Annotated in this window: 17 protein-coding genes and 1 pseudogene; 10 read left to right on the forward strand and 8 right to left on the reverse strand. The window is 48.0% G+C overall.

What is annotated here, in order from left to right; genetic code table 11:
* Positions 1 to 230: 230 nt before the first annotated feature.
* Positions 231 to 932, reverse strand: a complete 702-nt coding sequence (locus EAH77_RS19010; protein WP_140474391.1) for a glutathione S-transferase N-terminal domain-containing protein — start codon at positions 930 to 932, stop codon at positions 231 to 233.
* A 234-nt stretch (positions 933 to 1,166) separates the two neighbouring features.
* Between EAH77_RS19010 and EAH77_RS19015 the strand changes: the two genes are divergently transcribed.
* The 3 genes from EAH77_RS19015 (at position 1,167) to EAH77_RS19025 (ending at position 4,465) form a co-directional block, all read left to right on the forward strand.
* The gene (locus EAH77_RS19015) at positions 1,167 to 1,751 is read left to right on the forward strand and encodes a sugar O-acetyltransferase (RefSeq protein ID WP_140474392.1); all 585 of its coding nucleotides are present in this window, start codon (positions 1,167 to 1,169) and stop codon (positions 1,749 to 1,751) included.
* A 263-nt stretch (positions 1,752 to 2,014) separates the two neighbouring features.
* Positions 2,015 to 2,815: an MBL fold metallo-hydrolase gene (locus tag EAH77_RS19020; protein WP_140474393.1), complete on the forward strand. Its 801-nt coding sequence runs from the start codon at positions 2,015 to 2,017 to the stop codon at positions 2,813 to 2,815.
* Between the two features lie 354 nt (positions 2,816 to 3,169).
* Positions 3,170 to 4,465, forward strand: a complete 1,296-nt coding sequence (locus EAH77_RS19025; protein WP_140474394.1) for an NRAMP family divalent metal transporter — start codon at positions 3,170 to 3,172, stop codon at positions 4,463 to 4,465.
* 375 nt (positions 4,466 to 4,840) lie between these two features.
* Here the strand turns inward: EAH77_RS19025 and EAH77_RS19030 are convergent, their stop codons facing one another.
* The gene (locus EAH77_RS19030; protein WP_140474395.1) at positions 4,841 to 5,137 is read right to left on the reverse strand and encodes a type II toxin-antitoxin system RelE/ParE family toxin; all 297 of its coding nucleotides are present in this window, start codon (positions 5,135 to 5,137) and stop codon (positions 4,841 to 4,843) included.
* Positions 5,124 to 5,387 carry a type II toxin-antitoxin system ParD family antitoxin gene (locus EAH77_RS19035; protein ID WP_140474396.1) on the reverse strand — a complete coding sequence of 88 codons (264 nt, stop codon included), beginning with the start codon at positions 5,385 to 5,387 and terminating at the stop codon, positions 5,124 to 5,126. Before EAH77_RS19035 ends, EAH77_RS19030 begins: the two co-directional genes overlap by 14 nt.
* Positions 5,388 to 5,632: 245 nt before the next feature.
* Between EAH77_RS19035 and EAH77_RS19040 the strand changes: the two are divergent.
* Positions 5,633 to 6,008 (forward strand): annotated as a pseudogene (locus EAH77_RS19040) (recombinase family protein); the annotation flags it as partial.
* Between the two features lie 11 nt (positions 6,009 to 6,019).
* On the opposite strand, the gene EAH77_RS19045 reads toward EAH77_RS19040, so the two are convergent.
* Entirely contained in the window at positions 6,020 to 6,553 is a 534-nt protein-coding gene (locus EAH77_RS19045; RefSeq protein ID WP_140474397.1) for a DUF6622 family protein, read from the reverse strand.
* Positions 6,554 to 7,071: 518 nt separating this feature from the next.
* On the opposite strand from EAH77_RS19045, the gene EAH77_RS19050 reads away from it, so the two are divergent.
* The 3 genes from EAH77_RS19050 to bla all read left to right on the forward strand — a co-directional run bounded on the left by EAH77_RS19050 (position 7,072) and on the right by bla (position 9,561).
* On the forward strand, positions 7,072 to 7,341 hold the full coding sequence (locus EAH77_RS19050; RefSeq protein ID WP_140474398.1) for a metal-sensing transcriptional repressor: 270 nt from the start codon (positions 7,072 to 7,074) through the stop codon (positions 7,339 to 7,341).
* 8 nt (positions 7,342 to 7,349) lie between these two features.
* Positions 7,350 to 8,477: a nickel/cobalt efflux protein RcnA gene (locus tag EAH77_RS19055; protein ID WP_140474399.1), complete on the forward strand. Its 1,128-nt coding sequence runs from the start codon at positions 7,350 to 7,352 to the stop codon at positions 8,475 to 8,477.
* A 196-nt stretch (positions 8,478 to 8,673) separates the two neighbouring features.
* Positions 8,674 to 9,561 carry a class A beta-lactamase gene (bla, locus tag EAH77_RS19060; RefSeq protein WP_140474400.1) on the forward strand — a complete coding sequence of 296 codons (888 nt, stop codon included), beginning with the start codon at positions 8,674 to 8,676 and terminating at the stop codon, positions 9,559 to 9,561.
* 43 nt (positions 9,562 to 9,604) lie between these two features.
* Here bla and EAH77_RS19065 read toward each other — a convergent pair whose 3' ends face one another.
* The 3 genes from EAH77_RS19065 to EAH77_RS19075 form a co-directional block, all read right to left on the reverse strand.
* The gene (locus EAH77_RS19065; protein ID WP_140474401.1) at positions 9,605 to 10,672 is read right to left on the reverse strand and encodes an Ig-like domain-containing protein; all 1,068 of its coding nucleotides are present in this window, start codon (positions 10,670 to 10,672) and stop codon (positions 9,605 to 9,607) included.
* A gap of 91 nt (positions 10,673 to 10,763) precedes the next feature.
* Positions 10,764 to 11,636: a SinI family autotransporter-associated protein gene (locus EAH77_RS19070; RefSeq protein ID WP_140474402.1), complete on the reverse strand. Its 873-nt coding sequence runs from the start codon at positions 11,634 to 11,636 to the stop codon at positions 10,764 to 10,766.
* Positions 11,637 to 11,693: 57 nt separating this feature from the next.
* Positions 11,694 to 13,949, reverse strand: a complete 2,256-nt coding sequence (locus tag EAH77_RS19075; protein WP_140474403.1) for an inverse autotransporter beta domain-containing protein — start codon at positions 13,947 to 13,949, stop codon at positions 11,694 to 11,696.
* 402 nt (positions 13,950 to 14,351) lie between these two features.
* Here EAH77_RS19075 and EAH77_RS19080 point away from each other — a divergent pair, with 402 nt between their 5' ends.
* The 3 genes from EAH77_RS19080 to EAH77_RS19090 all read left to right on the forward strand — a co-directional run bounded on the left by EAH77_RS19080 (position 14,352) and on the right by EAH77_RS19090 (position 16,318).
* Positions 14,352 to 15,038, forward strand: coding sequence for a TetR family transcriptional regulator (locus EAH77_RS19080; RefSeq protein ID WP_241673494.1), 687 nt, complete (start codon positions 14,352 to 14,354; stop codon positions 15,036 to 15,038).
* On the forward strand, positions 15,038 to 15,373 hold the full coding sequence (locus tag EAH77_RS19085) for an SMR family transporter (protein WP_140474404.1): 336 nt from the start codon (positions 15,038 to 15,040) through the stop codon (positions 15,371 to 15,373). Before EAH77_RS19080 ends, EAH77_RS19085 begins: the two co-directional genes overlap by 1 nt.
* Positions 15,374 to 15,451: 78 nt before the next feature.
* Positions 15,452 to 16,318 (forward strand): helix-turn-helix domain-containing protein, encoded by an 867-nt coding sequence (locus EAH77_RS19090; protein ID WP_140474405.1) that lies wholly within the window; start codon positions 15,452 to 15,454, stop codon positions 16,316 to 16,318.
* Between the two features lie 80 nt (positions 16,319 to 16,398).
* Here the strand turns inward: EAH77_RS19090 and EAH77_RS19095 are convergent, their stop codons facing one another.
* Entirely contained in the window at positions 16,399 to 17,178 is a 780-nt protein-coding gene (locus EAH77_RS19095) for a (S)-acetoin forming diacetyl reductase (RefSeq protein ID WP_140474406.1), read from the reverse strand.
* Positions 17,179 to 17,361: the final 183 nt, after the last annotated feature.

Genomic DNA, 17,361 nt, shown 5'->3' on the forward strand with positions numbered 1-17,361 from the left:
TACCGGCAGGGAAGTCTCTGAAAAGCAAGGTGGCTTTCCTGCCGTTTAACAGCGAATGATCCAGCCAGGCCCCGGAAGTCAATCTCCAGTGGGCCCACGGCCCTGGATGAATAAAGTGATGAGATTAATGGTTGAGTTGCCACGGTTGTAGTGATTCAAAACATCTGTATGTTGTAACTAAAGGAGATTGTAAAAAAGGCCTGCCGTTTTATCAGGCAAGCCCGCTCATGTTATCTTGCCGGAATATTCAGGCCACGTTGTACCGCTTCGCGTGCCAGACCGCGTTCCAGCCAAAGAGGGACCTGGATGAGCTTGTCATAGTCGACCAATTCACGCGCCTCATAGAAGCCAATCATGTTGCGAACCCAACCCAGCAATGAGATATCGGCAATGGTGTATTCATCGCCCATGATCCACTGTCGCCCCGCGAGACGTGATTCCAGTACGTTGAGCAGGCGGATTGACTCTTTGCGGTAACGTTCGAGAGGGCGTTTGTCTTCGATTTCCCGACCAGCAAACTTGTGGAAGAAACCGAGTTGGCCAAACATCGGGCCGACCGCGGCCATCTGGAAGAATAGCCACTGCAAGGTCTCAATGCGTTCGACAGGATCTGTCGGTAAGAACCGCCCACTTTTCTCAGCCAAATACAATAGGATAGCCCCGGACTCAAACAGCGCCAGCGGTTTTCCTCCCGGACCGTTCGGGTCAAGAATAGCCGGAATTTTACCGTTAGGATTCAGTGCTAAAAACTCCGGTGTCCAGGTCTCATTTTTACCAATATCAATGAGATGTGCTTCATACGGCAAGCCGATCTCTTCGAGCATAATTGATACTTTGACACCATTTGGCGTCGGCAATGAGTACAGTTGCAATCGATCTGGGTGCTGTGCTGGCCAGCGTGTCGTAATCGGGAAAGCGGTAGAGTCAAACATGCAGTGCTCCGGTGTGAGAGTGAAGTAGCGACGGACTAAGAGTAATGTAGTTTAGACGGTCAGGTCCTTGCCACCTTACCATTCAGGAAAAAACAAGATTGAAAAAAACAATCCATCCCCGTCTTTGATAAGGTGATAATCCTTTGGCACATAGGTAACTCTTTCATTTATTTTGTCGTCAGGCAGCGTCTATACTGGCTGCATCTTTGGGAAGATCAACGGAGAATGAGCATCATGACAGAAATGGAAAAAGCACTGGCCGGGCTACTCTACGACGCCAACTACGATCCTCTGATACTTGAACAACGTCAGGCTGCTAAACGTGCACTGTTTGAATATAACCATATGCATCCTGACGATATTTCGGAGCGCGTTGACCTTATCAAAAACCTGCTGGCAAAAACCGGTGAGTCGCTGGTCATTGAGTCACCGTTCCACTGCGATTACGGTTTTAACATCGAAATTGGTGAGAATTTTTACTCCAACGTTAACCTGGTCATTCTCGATGGTGCCAAAGTCACTATCGGTGACAATGCTTTTATCGCGCCAAATGTCGGGCTGTATACCGCCGGGCATCCGGTTGATCATGAACGGCGCAATCAGGGGCTGGAATACGCGCGGCCCATCACTATAGGCGATAATGTCTGGCTAGGCGCGGGGGTCAGTGTACTGCCAGGCATCACTATTGGTGATAACTGCGTGATTGCCGCAGGCAGCGTCGTTAACCGCGATATACCGGCAGATTCGATTGCCGCAGGTAATCCGTGCAAAGTCATTCGACCGATTAACGACAGTGACCGAAAGAAGTTTAGCGCCTGATGCGCACCGCCGCCGCCTCGAAGACATCAGCTGATTTCAATGGCGGCGGGGTAGTGCCCCCGCAAAGTAACGATCCGAATCAAATCAGTGGAACGAAAACTCACGTTAAGCAATATCTTCCTCCACTGGATCTTCTTTTGTTCCAAGCTTCAGAAAATTTAGTTTACTCAGGGAATGGGGTATTATTTGGCTGCATACCACAGAGATGTTGTCGATAAATTTCATACCCTGCGGTAACTCATCACGCCAAGGAAAGAGCGAACATGTCCATAACCATCAGCGTCCTGCTGGAAAACAGGCTTAACTCCGGCTCTATAAATTTGCTGCGTGCTAAAACCGGGCTAAGTCTGTTTATCCAGGATGAAAATGACTCAATCTTGTTTGATACCGGACCTGATGATAGCTTCCTGCATAACGCTGCCCTGATGGGGGTCGATTTGACAAGCCTAACCGCGGCTGTACTTTCACACGGCCACTATGACCATTGTGGCGGTGTTCCGTGGTTGCCTGATAAATGCCGGATCGTATGCCATCCCCAAGTGGCCAGTGAGCGCCACTCGGCCGTAAGGTTTTCAGGCTATACCGCCAGAATAAAAAAATTGTCTCTGAATATTGATTATTCACAACACCTTATGGAGTACAGCAGTGCCCCACTGCATATAGGGGAACGCTTTATGTGGTCAGGGGAGATCCCGATGACCAAGCCGCAGGCATACGGTGTTATCAGAGATAAGAATACCAGAGTAGACTATGTACAAGATGAAGGAGTTCTGATCTATAAATCTGACCGCGGACTGATCATTTTTATCGGTTGTGGACATCGCGGACTCATTGATATCGTGCGTCATTGCCAGAAAATAACAGGAATAAATCATATTCACGCTCTTTTCGGTGGTTTTCACTTGCGTTGTGCGTCACCTCGTAAACTCTGGGAGGTGAGACAGTTTCTACGCAGCCAAAAGCCAGATAAAATAATGGGCTGTCATTGTACTGGTAAATGGGGTTGCTTGTGGTTGCCGGATGCAGTCACTCCGAAAACAGGAGATATTTATGTTCTGGGATAGGACTTAAATAAACAGCGTGGCTATCACTGCAGTTCCACTAAGTAATACCACGGAGCTGATGATTTTCAGCAGCAATCTTCCCTTCATTATAAAATATACGGAGGGAATAAAGAACACCGTGGTAACTAAGACTGGCATTGAACCGTTAGCAATTATTTTCACTATGCGGGGTTTGAGGTCCAATGGGGCGAAAACGTACGCTAAGAAGGGCAATCTGCGATGTAAATTGGCTGGTTAATTTTTGACTATTTAAAATGACGGCTTAAAGACGTTCCTGATTCCGTTACACCCCAGCCCTCGACATTTGACTGCTATGCTATACAGACGCTGATTTTTTTCTCTCTAAGAGCAAAAATGAAAAATTCTACTGCAGAGGATACTTCCAAAGGCCAAAAACCTTGGTGGAAAAAGTTAGGCCCTGGGCTGATAACGGGTGCCGCAGACGATGATCCGAGTGGTATCGCGACCTATTCCCAAAGTGGCGCCCAATTCGGTTTTGCCATGTTATGGACGCTGATCTTAACCTATCCGTTGATGGTAGGTATTCAGCTTATCAGCGCCAAAATAGGTCGTGTCAGCGGCCGGGGGTTGACCACCAATATTCGGCTGCATTATCCCATATCCATGCTGTATGCGATTATTGGTCTGCTTTTTATTGCAAACACCATTAATATTGCCGCCGACATTGCCGCAATGGGGCAGGCCCTGGCGTTACTCATTGGTGGCCCGCCCCATCTTTATGCTTTGGGGTTTGCAGTTATTTCATTGTTATTACAGATTTTCATACCTTATAACAGCTATGTCCGCGTACTGAAATGGCTGACATTAGTGTTATTTGCCTATGTGGGTATTATTTTCGTCGTCCATATTCCTTGGGGACAGGTATTAAAAAGCACATTTATTCCGCATATATCCTGGAAATCTGACTATATAATCATGGTGGTAGCGATATTCGGCACCACTATAAGCCCCTATCTATTTTTCTGGCAGGCCTCACAAGAGGTGGAGGAGTTGCATTTACATCCCGATGCCAAGCCGCTGATAGACGCGCCCAATCAGGCTAGTGCCAATTTTCGCCGTATCAGAATCGACACATTGATAGGTATGGGGATTTCCAACGTTGTGGCATTTTTCATCATGTTAACCACTGCCGTTACTCTGCACATGCATCATGTGACAAATATTCAGACCTCTGCACAAGCGGCATCGGCACTACGCCCGGTAGCTGGCCAGTTTGCTTTTTGGCTATTCAGCCTGGGGATTATCGGCACAGGCTTATTAGCGATCCCCGTGCTGGCAGGTTCAGCAGCCTATGCCATGGCCGGAGCATTCCAGTGGAGAAACAGCCTTGAAGCCAAACCGGTGGCGGCCAAGCATTTCTATGCGATTATTGCGATCGCCATGTTGATCGGGCTAGGTATCTGTTTTACGCCTATTGACCCGATAAAAGCTCTTTTTTGGAGCGCCGTAATTAATGGCGTAATTGCAGTGCCCATCATGATAATTATGATGTTAATGGCCATAAACAAAAAAATTATGGGGGAATTTGTCATAGGCAAGCGTATGCAAGCATTAGGCTGGGCCTGCACCGGCGTTATGGCGTTGGTCGTCCTGGGCATGTTTTGGACAATGCTATTTGGTCATCACTGATAGTTGTAGCGGCACTGTTGCACATAACCGTTAAAGGTGATCTCGGGCGCTAAAGATAAAGCAGGGCACGCAGCTGCCGTGAACAATATCCTCGGTAAGCAATGTCGTTTTGACTTCGACGTGATGATTACGCCCTTGCGCAAGCCAACGTTGCAAGGGCGTTGCGGCATTTTTGGCAGAGACTTGTTTTTATTCAACATAACCAAAAATCTTATTTTGTTAAGGCTGGTTTTAAATGTCCCCCAAGCGGTTAGCTTAGCGACTACACACTCGGTACGCACGATGATATTGTGTTAAATATCGTGGTTATTTTCAAACTGCGTCGAGTATAACTCATCCCCTTCCTTAAATTTTCCGTTCTATATCTGGCTCAAATTAAGTCCAGGAAAGATGACGAACAACATCCTGCGATTGATTCAGAACGCGGATCACAGTGATGGAAAACTCAGATGGAACAAAGAAAATCACATGCCTTTCAATAGGTAATGAGAAGATATGATCTCCTAACTCACGCCTTTCTGTTCCGATTTCATGGGTAGCTAGAACTTCAAAAATGTTCGAAATGCGACTGATATATTCATCAGCTTTAACAAGGCCAAATTGTTCTTGGCTATAAGACCAAATAGCTTCCAAATCTTCAGTCGCTTTAGGCGTCAGGTTAATCTCTTTCATGCAGACTAGCCTTTCCTTTCACCCGCTGCAGAAACGTATCTTTATCCCATGTTTCTGGCGTTCCGCTGCTCACCCCTTCAGCCAATAGATCCCGTAGAGTCTGCAAGTGAGATTCGGCCTGCTTTTCACGCAATAAGCGCAATGCTTCCCGAAGCACTTCACTTTGAGTTCTGTAATCACCGGATTTTACTAATGAATCTATAAATTCTCGAAGTTCATCACCCAAATCAACCGTCATAGTTCTAGCCATACCCACCTCGATGTAAGATTTAATCTTACATCCAGTATAGTTTTATCCGCTCTATTGTGCCAATAGATTCCCTGCAGCTATTACGCCCAATTATAAAAGGCACTCCCAAAACTGATACAACATTAAGCTATACGCCTGTATCACTAGCCATAAACGGCGTTTTTCAACGTTGGATCATCACTTATCTGTCATGTACATGATGATCATCACCTAAGTGACACAGCAAGGTTAAAAAATGTACATATCACGGATATCTCCGGGCATCGACGAAAGAACAAAATGCTCTTCGGGCAAAAAAACAGAATGAAGGCGTTCGTTGAGGAGAAAGGTTTTCGGTTGGTCAGCTGATACACCGAATATGTATCCGGCGCATCTCTTCAACGGCCGGAGCTTTTGCGCCTTCTGGATAACGCTGCACCTGGTGACATTATTCTCATTGAGCAGGTTGATAGATTTCGCGCCTGGACGAAGAAGGGTGGCAAAAACTGAAGCACCTGATCCAGGAAAAGCACCTTGTTGTAGTAAGCCTGAATTTACCGACGAGCCACATGGCGTTGATTCACCCAGGCAATGCTGACAGCCATTAATGGGATGATGCTCGATATGCTGGCCTCTTTCAGTGCATTATGTATTTAATCATTACAATTATTGCCCTGTTCAAGCGTCCGCTGATGTTTATACCATGGCATAAACAACCGGAGCGTTCCCCCCCAGAAGATCCCGTCGATCATTCCTGTTATTAATCCAAAAACTATGCAGAATGTCTCCGCTTCACGTAATGAAGGCTGGAGATACAGGGCTGAGGTTAGAGTGAATTTCAGGCTAAAGGCAACGATTATCATGCCAAGCGTCAGTGGCGTCCCGCTGCGTACGATAAAACCCGAATGATCTGAGTTTCTCAGTGGTGGTTGCGACCACCATAATATATACCCGAAAATAATGCCTGCCAGTACTCCGAATCCCATCATGATCAGGCTAAGGCCGGGGCGGGATGTCTCATTGGTTACATCATAGACTCCCCAGATTAGAAACAAGACCGGGAGGAAGAACAGTCTTCCCGGATGCATTTCCCGGTCGAAGAGAGCGGTAAATCCGCGGCGAAGCAGGAAAATAAGCAGAACCCACACCCATACAGGAATATCTTTGAAAAACTGTATGACAGACATATTTTCACCTTATTGATAAAAAACCACTATTGACTGGCTATAGAAGAAATCCCCACTTCGACTCAGACAGCAAGAATGTATGTATTAGTCTCCCTTTCCTGAATGTGATATTTCCCGTGCAGCCAGGACATTTGTTCTCTTATAAACCGCAGTACTCTTTAATTTTTTCACCTGTACTCATTTATGCTCCCTCACTGATTCTTTATAAGAGTATTTTCGCACATCCATCTCCCCTGCGGCACGACAGACAGGCGACACCTTCATGACACGATAACGACACACCTCAGGAAACGGCTTTATAACCCGCTTTTTGTATGTGTCACCAGGGCATGACTGAGATAAGTAAAAGAAAGCGAGGGGTTGTACTTCAGAATTCAATGGTGACTGGAAGTTGTGATCAATATCTTCGGGGAAACGATAAAGAATTTAAGGGCTGGCGGATCACGTGATTCATTTCATGGATGACAATAAGACTCAATTCCGCTAGCATCATCCTATCCCCCCCCATAGGATATAATATGCACGCACATACAACACATCCGGACATTATCAAACGACTTAAGCGCGCCACAGGCCATCTGAACAGCACAATAAAAATGCTGGAGGAGGGCAGAACCTGTCTCGATATAGCTCAGCAGCTTCAGGCGGTAGAGAAAGCCATTGTTAACGCTAAAAAAACGCTCATTCACGACCACCTGGACCACTGTCTGGATCACGCGGTAAAGGAGGATGGTGAAGTGTCGGCTGATGTCATCCGTGAATTTAAAGACATCACCAAGTATCTCTGAGGCACGCTATGACTGATTTTTCCGCACTGTTACAGCAAGGCACGAGCAACGCATGGCTCTTTATTCCCAGCGCGATTTTGTTAGGTGCGCTGCATGGGCTGGAACCGGGGCATTCGAAAACGATGATGGCGGCATTTATTATCGCGATCCGGGGCACGATGAAACAGGCGGTTTACCTGGGGCTGGCTGCCACTCTGTCGCACACGGCCATCGTGTGGCTCATCGCCTTCGGTGGCATGTATCTGAGCCGTCAATTCACCGCCGAAGCAACCGAACCTTACTTCCAGATTATTTCGGCCGTCATCATTATTGCCACCGCTATCTGGATGTTTTGGCGCACCTGGCGCGGGGAACAATTATGGAAGAGGGAGCAGGTAGAACAACATGACCATCATCATGATGAATCTCATCTGATTGATACCGGTCACGGTCGCGTCGAACTGTCAATTTTTGAAGAAGGTATGCCGCCGCACTGGCGTCTGAAGAACCTGTCGGGACAGCGCTGGGGAGCAAAAACCGTCACCGTGACCACGTCGCGTGAAACAGGGATGGCGCAGATTTTCCAATTCGAGGAAATCGAGGGCGGCTTGCAGTCAGTACATGCCGTCCCCGAGCCGCATAATTTCACTGCGCGCCTGTCGCTGGGGCATGGGGGTCATTCGCATGACTATGATGTGGTGTTTACAGAGCACGCCCACCCACATCACGAGCACGATCACGCGGCGCTGGAGGGGCTGGATATCAGTTCACAGGAATATCAGGACGCGCATGAAAAAGCCCATGCCAACGACATTCAGCGCCGTTTTACCAACCAGAATGTCAGCACCGGTCAGATCATCCTTTTCGGGCTGACTGGTGGGTTGATCCCCTGTCCGGCGGCGATCACCGTGCTGTTGCTCTGCATTCAGGTCAAAGCCTTTACATTGGGTGCTGCGCTGGTGCTGTGCTTTAGCATCGGTCTGGCGATCACGCTGGTGACCGTTGGCGTTGCCGCAGCTTATAGCGTCAGGCAGGCGACAAAACGCTGGAGTGGTTTTAACACCTTAGCCCGTCGTGCCCCTTATTTCTCGAGTGCGCTGATCGCGTGCGTCGGCCTCTATATGGGTTTTCATGGCTGGATCAGCCTGACGCATTAACAGGTTAGCGGGCAGCCTTGTCTTCGTATTTTTTATCTCAACCCGGACATAGACCTGGGCGGCAGGCAGGATATTCAGCTATGTGTTTACTTTAGGTTCGGATAAAATCCTTCTCACTTGTCGATCCTTTGAGAAAGAGGGGATCTTCAAATCTATGTATTTTAAAGATAAATATTCATCATAATCGAGAGACAGCATGATCAAAATGACCTTCCGACAAGCGGCCCTCATGGCAACGGCGGTGATGCCACTCCTCTTTGGCAGTGCGCCCCTGTTTGCACAAACCTCGACAAACGTGGCAGCCATTCAACAAAAACTGGCAGCGCTGGAAAAAAATTCCGGTGGACGTCTGGGAGTGGTGCTGATCAATACCGCCGATAACACCAGGATTGAGTATCGCGGCGATGAGCGTTTTCCAATGTGCAGCACCAGTAAAGTGATGGCCGCTTCAGCGATTTTAAAACAGAGTGAGACAGAGAAAGAACTGCTGAACCAGCGAGTTGAGATCAAAAAATCCGATCTGGTCAACTACAATCCCATTGCTGAAAAGCATCTGGATACCGGCATGACACTGGCTGAACTCAGCGCTGCTGCGCTGCAATACAGTGATAATACTGCCATGAATAAGCTTATCGCCCAGCTTGGCGGGCCTGTGGGGGTGACGAAGTTTGCCCGCTCTATCGGTGATACCACTTTCCGTCTGGACCGCACTGAGCCAACGTTGAATACCGCCATTCCGGGTGATAAACGAGACACCACGTCGCCGCTGGCGATGGCAACCAGCCTGCACAACCTGACATTAGGCAAAGCCTTGGGTGAACCTCAGCGTGCACAGTTAGTTGAATGGCTCAAGGGTAATACCACCGGCGCCGAGAGCATCCGTGCAGGCCTGCCAGCAACGTGGGTAGTGGGTGACAAAACCGGCAGCGGCGACTACGGCACCACTAACGATATCGCGGTGATCTGGCCGGAAAACCATCCGCCGCTGGTTGTGGTGACCTATTTCACCCAGCCGCATCAGAATGCGAAAGCGCGTAAAGATGTGCTGGCCGCCGCCGCTAAAATCGTGACGGAAGGTCTGTAATCTTTGTATTCCATGGGGTAAAAACCCCATGGAATACCCATCACTAAGGAACCAGACACGCAGCACCTTCTGTCATTGATTTGCTGTTTGAAGTAGTGTGACCGTCAGAAATATACATATAATACCCGTGACTAGACCACTCATCGCTAGACCAGACAACAGACCCGGCAACTTTGGCTCCATCTACCGAAACATTCCCCCACTCCTGCCACAAAGTAGCAGAAGGTATCTCCCTTTTATTAGCAGCGCCGGTTGACAACTGATTGAGTGCTGGCATGGTGTATCCTTGTTCCGTACACCAGGCATCAGCTTCATACCAGCTGCGTCCTACCGTACTGAAAACATAGAAAAGGTCGGGATTAAACGTAATAGTATTACTGACTTCCTCATTAGTGGCCGTGAAAGTCACTGCGCCTTTTGATTTAAACGTCACCAGACCGCTGGATGAAACGGTAGCAATCTCATCATTACTGCTTTTCCAGGTCACCTGGGAGGCAACATTGTCGGTTTCCAACTGTAATTTGGCGCCATTCCAGCCAGTACGCAAAATGAGATCGGCCGCTACAGTCTTACTTTGTGTGGTGCCGGGTGCCACGGTGTACTCGGTGATATTGATAGCATGCGGGTTAACAGGCCCATCAACAATATTGTCATCCTGATCGTAATTACTGATGTCGTCTATCGTCAGGAGATCGTTTTCACGTGGGTCACCGGTTAGCGTTTTGGGTTGCAGACTGACGCCAATAAAGCAGCCCAGATCCTGCGAGGTAATGGTGTAACTGTCCACACCGGTTGCCAAAACACGCTGCCCTTTTTGCGGATGATCGCAACGCCAGACCACGGAAGCGAGCGACGCATCAGCATCACCTTCGTTGTCGAGCAATTTCCATGAGAGTTTCACCGTGTCATTTACATCCAGGTCATGATCGGTTTCGTGTTTATCATCTTTAGTAAAATTCACTTTCCCGCTTTCGCCAGCGACGTTGAAGAACGAGGGAGGGGTTCCGATGAGGTGGCCGGTTGAGGGTGTTGTCATCTCAGCATGACACAGCGTATTCAGTGAGAGGAACATCAAGCAGGAGAGTGCAGAATACTTCAATAATTTTGCCATGATGGTTTCATCCTATGCGCGAACGAGGGTGTAAAAAATTGAGCACTTGCGTGCTCAATTTTCATGATCGACTCGTCGCTATTTCACGCCCTTATTTATGGCTACTTTTCAGCAGTGGTGTGTAGTCAACTTTCAGACTGTAACCCTGAACACCGTCTGCGCCGGCCGTCGCAAAGACATTCGTTGCCAGAGCATTGGTTGCAGGGATAGACAGATCTTTATTATTCGTTGAAGTAACCGCATAACCGCCCGCTGTACCGGTAGTGGCACTGGTGCCATCAAAGACCCATTTGTAGCTGTAGTTACTCGTCGCTTCAATTTCGCCAGCGTCCCAGACGCTGTTGTTATTAGCGTCATACCAGGCTTTGAACTGATAAGTATGACCAACCAGTAACTGACTATCTTCCTTACCAATGAGGTTAACGGTAGGTGATGCGGAATCGACGATCATCACGCCAATATTGCCGCCGACAACCGGACCGGTTGGAATGCCATCTGTCGCGTCGTTGGTACTGACATCAGCAATGGTGATCAGCTGGCCTTTAGCCGGTGTACCCGTTGAGGTCTGTTCGGTGATTTCTGCGCCAAGGTAACGACCTGCATCTGATGCCTGCAGGGTATACCCCACCTTTCCATCATTATCTAACGCGATTTTGTCGCCACCTTTACCATCACTGGTGGTGTACCACTTGATGGTGGTTTTACTGCTGTCGGTATCGCCTTCTGCGTCGGTGAAGCCATAGCTCAACGTGATGGTATCGCCCGGAGACATCGCTTCGGTTGAACCGCTTTCGTGGCCGTTAGAGAAAGAGACGCTGTGGTCGGTAGAACTGCTCCCTGTTCCTTTTAATACCGGAACAGTACCGATCAATTGCCCGGCGGACTCGGTCATTTCTGCCATCGCGAGATGGGAGCAGCCTACAAATAACAGGCTGGCAAGAAGCGTTTTGTTGAAGGTTTTCATATCAGTCATCATTCAGTAAGTTTATGTTATAAATAGCCAAATAATTGGTTAACAACTTTATTGGCTGCTTGCAGTATTAAGTAATTTCAAACCGGCTGATGATGGTTCAAAATCGACTTTTAATTCGTATCCCTGAATTCCGCTTTTTCCTGCCGCCGCAAACACTTGCGTAGCCTGGGCGTTTTCTACCGGAATCGTCAGGTTATGATTATTGGTATCCTGATTGGCATACCCACCTTTTTCACCCTGATCATTCACTCCATCAAATACCCACTTGTAATTCACCAGTGAGGCAATCAGTGTCGGGTTGGTGTCTGAAATATTTTCACGGTCTGAAGTATCCCATTTACCGTTGCCATTACTGTCGTACGCCACCCTGAACTGATATTCATGGCCAGATTGTAATTTATTCCCTTTCAGTTCAGTCAGGTTCACATTAGGGTTTTGTACATCAACAATGGCTGTCACAATATCCTTATTACCTGTACTAAATTCGATATAAACAGAATTCGTCTTTTTAGTATCATCATCTATCGGCGTTGCAACGGCGGTGAATACACCGGGTAACGTACTGGCAATAGAGGTATTCCCTTGAGTCGGTGATTTAACATAGTAAATACAGCCAGAGGTCTTATCACATTCACTTTGCGAATTGTGAATTGTGACTTCGTGCTCCTGATTTTTATCCGACACGGAATAAATATGGAATTTCATATTGGTATTTTCAGCCGGTAGCGACGTCGTTTCCCCTTGCAAGCCAGAAACTTTAGTGCCTGTTGCCGCCAGCTCAACAGTATTTTTACCGTTGGCCGTCTGTTTAATGGCTTTATTATTATTGGGTGAATTGCTGATCAGCAACTGATAACTCACTGGCGCTTCCACCACTTTAATTTTGACGACATTAGACTGTTTAGTATTGCCATTATCATCCGTAATAGTCACCGCCAATTGATACTCATTGGCATTACTTGCCGCTGAGTTCACCCAGGCAGGGAACGTCAATGTCCAGTGATTATCCTTCCCTGCACCAATATTACTCTGCGGCGATAATGCCGGTAACCCTAGAGCAGACTCTGCGGAGAATCCGCCCACAGGGACCCACTGGGCTGATTTAATTTTCCGATGCGATTTGATGTCAGCATTCAGTGTCCAGTGGCAACCTTCATAAGCTTCGGCAAGATCAGGCTGGTCGGAAATAATACACTGCGGTGCGGTCCCGGTCGGCTTGAGATAAGTATCAATATCCAGATCTTTGACTTCGCGGTACTCAAGAACAATGTCATTGTTGCGATCAACAAAATCCATGCGGCTACCGGCCAGCGTGCGCATCGCACTCACTGCCGACGGATCCAACTGCTTAGATATTGGCACACCGATATGGTAATCCACGGCAATATTGGCTGTCAGTTCGGTGCTGTCCGTATTGCCTTTTTTATAGCCCACCCCCATGGTGACCAAAGGCACTGGAGTGTAATCCACACCCACCGTCACGGCTGAAGGGTCTTCCTGCAAATCATCAATACCAAACAGCGCAACCTGATCACCATAATATTGTTCATATACCAGTGAGGCACCCAATTGCGGATATGAAGGCAGATAGGTCTGCAGACGCACATCCCAACCTTCTGCCGGTCGTTCTTCATAATTATCAAAGTCTTTCGACGTTTTCCACTCGGAAAGAGGAATATAATAATTGCCGCTGAACTTTAAATAGTTGGTCCAGACTTCCGTCCCCATACTTCCCCGGCGATGACCCCGACTGATGTCATAATCATAAAAAGCATTAACGCCGACCAACCAATCTTTATTAAGGTTATATCTAACTCCCGCACCCAGGTTAGCAATATTACGGCCATCTTTACTGTGTGTTGAGAATTGATTGAATAACAAAGTACTTTCACCCGCGTACCAGGGGATTAAGTAATCCAGTGATGAACCATCAAGGCTGCCATCATTAAGGGTTAAATTGGTTCTGACATGCCCGTAAGGTGACAGTAACGCTTCGACTTTCGATTGCGCCGTGCTGGTGACTGCACTTTTCCCATATTGATAAAGTTGATTCGTCGCACCGTCTACTGTCAAATTTTGGAAATTCTGTTGAGCTTCACTCATTAATGTTTGCGCTGAGCGGCTCTCTACGTTTTTCTCATTTTTTTCACTTTGTGTCGAAGGCAACGTTGCGTCTTTATTATCAGAATAGACGTCACCGCCGCCTAAAGTAGGTAATGCGATTCCATCACGTGCATAGGCAGAAAAACTCATTAAAATACAGATGAGTACTTTCGCATATTCGAAGTATATATTTTTTTTCATATCGTAATATCAATGTTAGATAAAATATTTCAAAATATGGCCGATGGATATATCAGTAGACACTCTGTAATAACAACACCCCTATTAACAGGAGGCGCGTTTATGAACATTAATTTCAGACATTCCTTCGCCAGGGAAAATTTCACGTGAGATCCGAGAAATAAATCATAGTGTTCTTCTTCATGAAGATATTTATAAAAATGGATAAATGAGATGTTGTTTCCATCAACTCAGTGAATGCATCATACCTTTAATTACCCTTTATTTATATATCCAAAATTGGATACCAATTTGGAATGGATTATAAGGAGAGAGATTTCCCGCCGTTGTTGGTAATCCGTCTCTTTATGGCCCTGATCAAACCGTCACACTGGGTCATTTGCGAACGAGCGTTCTCAAAACTTGAACATCCGTCCAACATTTGGCATGATGCACGTCTCCTTCCTTTACCGCTGGTCACTTCCCGTGGTTTATCTGTGTAAACAAGATCGCAAAGCCGCCATTTTACAGGCTGCTGCACGCATCGCGCTGGATGAGGGTCTGGCATCGACCACTGTTCGCCGGGTGGCCAGCGAAGCGGACACCGCAGCAGGGCAAGTTCATCATCATTTTTCCAGCGCGGCCGCGTTGCGGGCAGAAGCCTACCTGCTGGTGATGCGCAACATGCAGCAGTCATTGGCGTTGACCAGCCGTCACTTAATGCCATTTGAGCGCATACGGCTGTATTTGATCGATGCCAAAGATCAGCACTACACCCGGGTCATTCGCCTGTGGCGTGAAGCGATGCTGTTAACCGAACAAGATGAATTAATGCGAACCGCTTTCGCCAGCTCATTGTCTGACTGGCACAGGCTGGTTAAGCAGGTGATAGAAGAAGGCAGGGTAAGTGGCGAGTTTAAAAGTGGGGAGTGCGCAGATGACATTGCCTGGCGCCTTATAGGCCTGAGCAGCAGTCTCGACGGCATGGCGCGTCTTGCTTCGCTGGGCCTCACCGAACAGCGCGTTGCCCATAACCTAAACCGCGCAATTGACATTGAATTACGGTGTACTTCACATTGTGACGCCATTTCGGCACAAGGAACTGTTTAATGTTTATCACTTATTTATATCTTTGTATCGCCATTATGGCTGAGGTCATCGCGACCAGCAGTCTCAAAAGTTCCGAAGGGTTCAGCCGGTTCTGGCCCAGCCTGATTTGTATTGTCGGTTACGGACTGGCGGTCTTCCTGCTCTCATTGACGCTGCGTACTCTGCCAACCGGCATCGCGTATGCCATCTGGTCCGGTATAGGCATTGTGCTGGTATCAGCGATAGGCTGGGTCTATTACGGGCAGAAACTCGATACCCCGGCTATCATCGGCCTAAGTCTTATCATCGCTGGGGTTATTGTGGTAAACGTTTTCTCAAAATCCATTGCGCACTGAGTAATAAAAAAGTGACATAGCTTTCCGTGCTGCGAGTGCGGACATTAGTTTCATCATCAGGACCGTCTGGAGTGCATTTTGTACAACGTAGATAAACCCGATTTTCATGATCAGTTGATTAAAGAGCTGTTGTATTGGATTGAAGTGAATCTGAACGATCGCCTGACGATGGAAAGTGCGTCAAAGAAAACCGGTTATTCGCCCTGGTATCTGCAACGGTTGTTCAAGAGCAAAACCGGCTATGCGCTGGGCAAATATATCCGCGATCGTCGCCTGACGATGGCGGCGGTTGCGCTGCGCCTGACCAATATGCCGATCCTGGATATTTCGCTCTATTACTCTTACGACTCACAGCAAACGTTTACCCGTTCGTTTAAAAAGAACTTCGCCGAAACGCCGGCCGTATTTCGCCGTAACCGTGAGTGGGATATGGGTGGCATCACCGCACCACTGCTGATTGATGACTTTCCGCAACCCGATTACGAGATAGTTAACATGCCAGAGATGGCTTTTGTCGGTCAAACCACGCGCCATACTTATCCCATTGAAGCCCTGTTCAATCCGAAAAACCACGTCCACCGCGACGCCCTGCTCAACTACCTGAAAGAGCCTGAATCCATGCAGGGAGAAGTGTGGGGGCTGTCGGACTGTGGACCAGGCGAAGAACTGACGTCGGTGATGGAGATGGCCTATACCTACGGGCGGGAAAAAACAACGGATAACAGCGATAACAAAGCCGCTACGCTGACTGTTCCGGCAGGGCGCTATTTGAAGATCGACTATCCACACGAACTCGGCCGCCTCAATGACTATATCCTCTACCTTTACTCGGTATTTTTACCGACGCTTGGCTTGCAGTTCCGTATGAGCCATGATCTGGAAAAATACTCCCAGGCCACCGCCCGTAATGGCATTACCTGCGAATATTACATTCCGGTGGTGTAACATTTATTTAGCTGGCAAACCAGAATGCAAAAAGCCTCCGTATTAGGGAGGCTTTTGTTTGTGCTGCCATCGCGTTTAACTCAGTTAAACACCATGCCGCCATCGATCAACAGTGACTGACCGGTCATATAATCGGAATCAGGGCCCGCGAGGTAAGAAACACAGCCTGCCACATCTTCCGGCTCGGACAGACGCTTCAGCGTGATGTTCTTGGCAAACTCGGTGGTGCCATAACCGATCGGTTTCCCGGCTGCTTTGGACACCTGGCGGTCAATCTCTTCCCACATCGGCGTTTTCACGATACCCGGACAGTAGGCGTTAACGGTGATACCCAGCGGAGCCAGGTCACGTGCGGCGGTTTGGGTCAGCCCGCGTACGGCAAATTTGCTTGAGCTGTAGATTGCCAGTTCAGGGTTCCCGACATGCCCGGCCTGCGAACAGGCATTGATGATTTTCCCGCCGTGATTGAGAGATTTAAAGGCCTTGATCGCCGCCTGAATACCCCAAATAACGCCTTTCACATTGATGTTGTACACACGGTCTACGATCTCCGGTGTGATATCCTCAATCAGCGTAGTGGGTGCAATGCCCGCGTTATTGACGATAACGTCAAATCCGCCCAATTGGGTTTTGGCGGCTTCCACTGCGGCAAACACCTGGTCGCGGTCTGATACATCCGCCAGTTGCGCGATAGCCCGGCCACCGGCCTGATTAATCTCTTTCGCCACGCTATTGGCGGTTTCTGCGTTAAAGTCCACAACGGCGACGGCAAAGCCGTCTTTCGCCAACCGCAACGCAATGGCTCTGCCGATCCCTTGTCCTGCACCTGTTACTAACGCCACTTTTCCATGATCAGACATACATCTTATCCTCTATGTATTGGGTTTCAGGTACTTCTCATAACAAACCGGACACTCCGTCCAATAATTCTTGCTGAGAAGTTAGGATTATTGTTACCTCTCAACAGGAGTAGGCGCAAATATTAGCCACGGGAAGTAACTAATTTCCGAATGCAGAAAAGAGGAAAGTGTAAAGCTGAGCGT

It is taken from the genome of Ewingella americana (genome assembly GCF_006438725.1).
Lineage (GTDB): Bacteria > Pseudomonadota > Gammaproteobacteria > Enterobacterales > Enterobacteriaceae > Ewingella > Ewingella americana_A.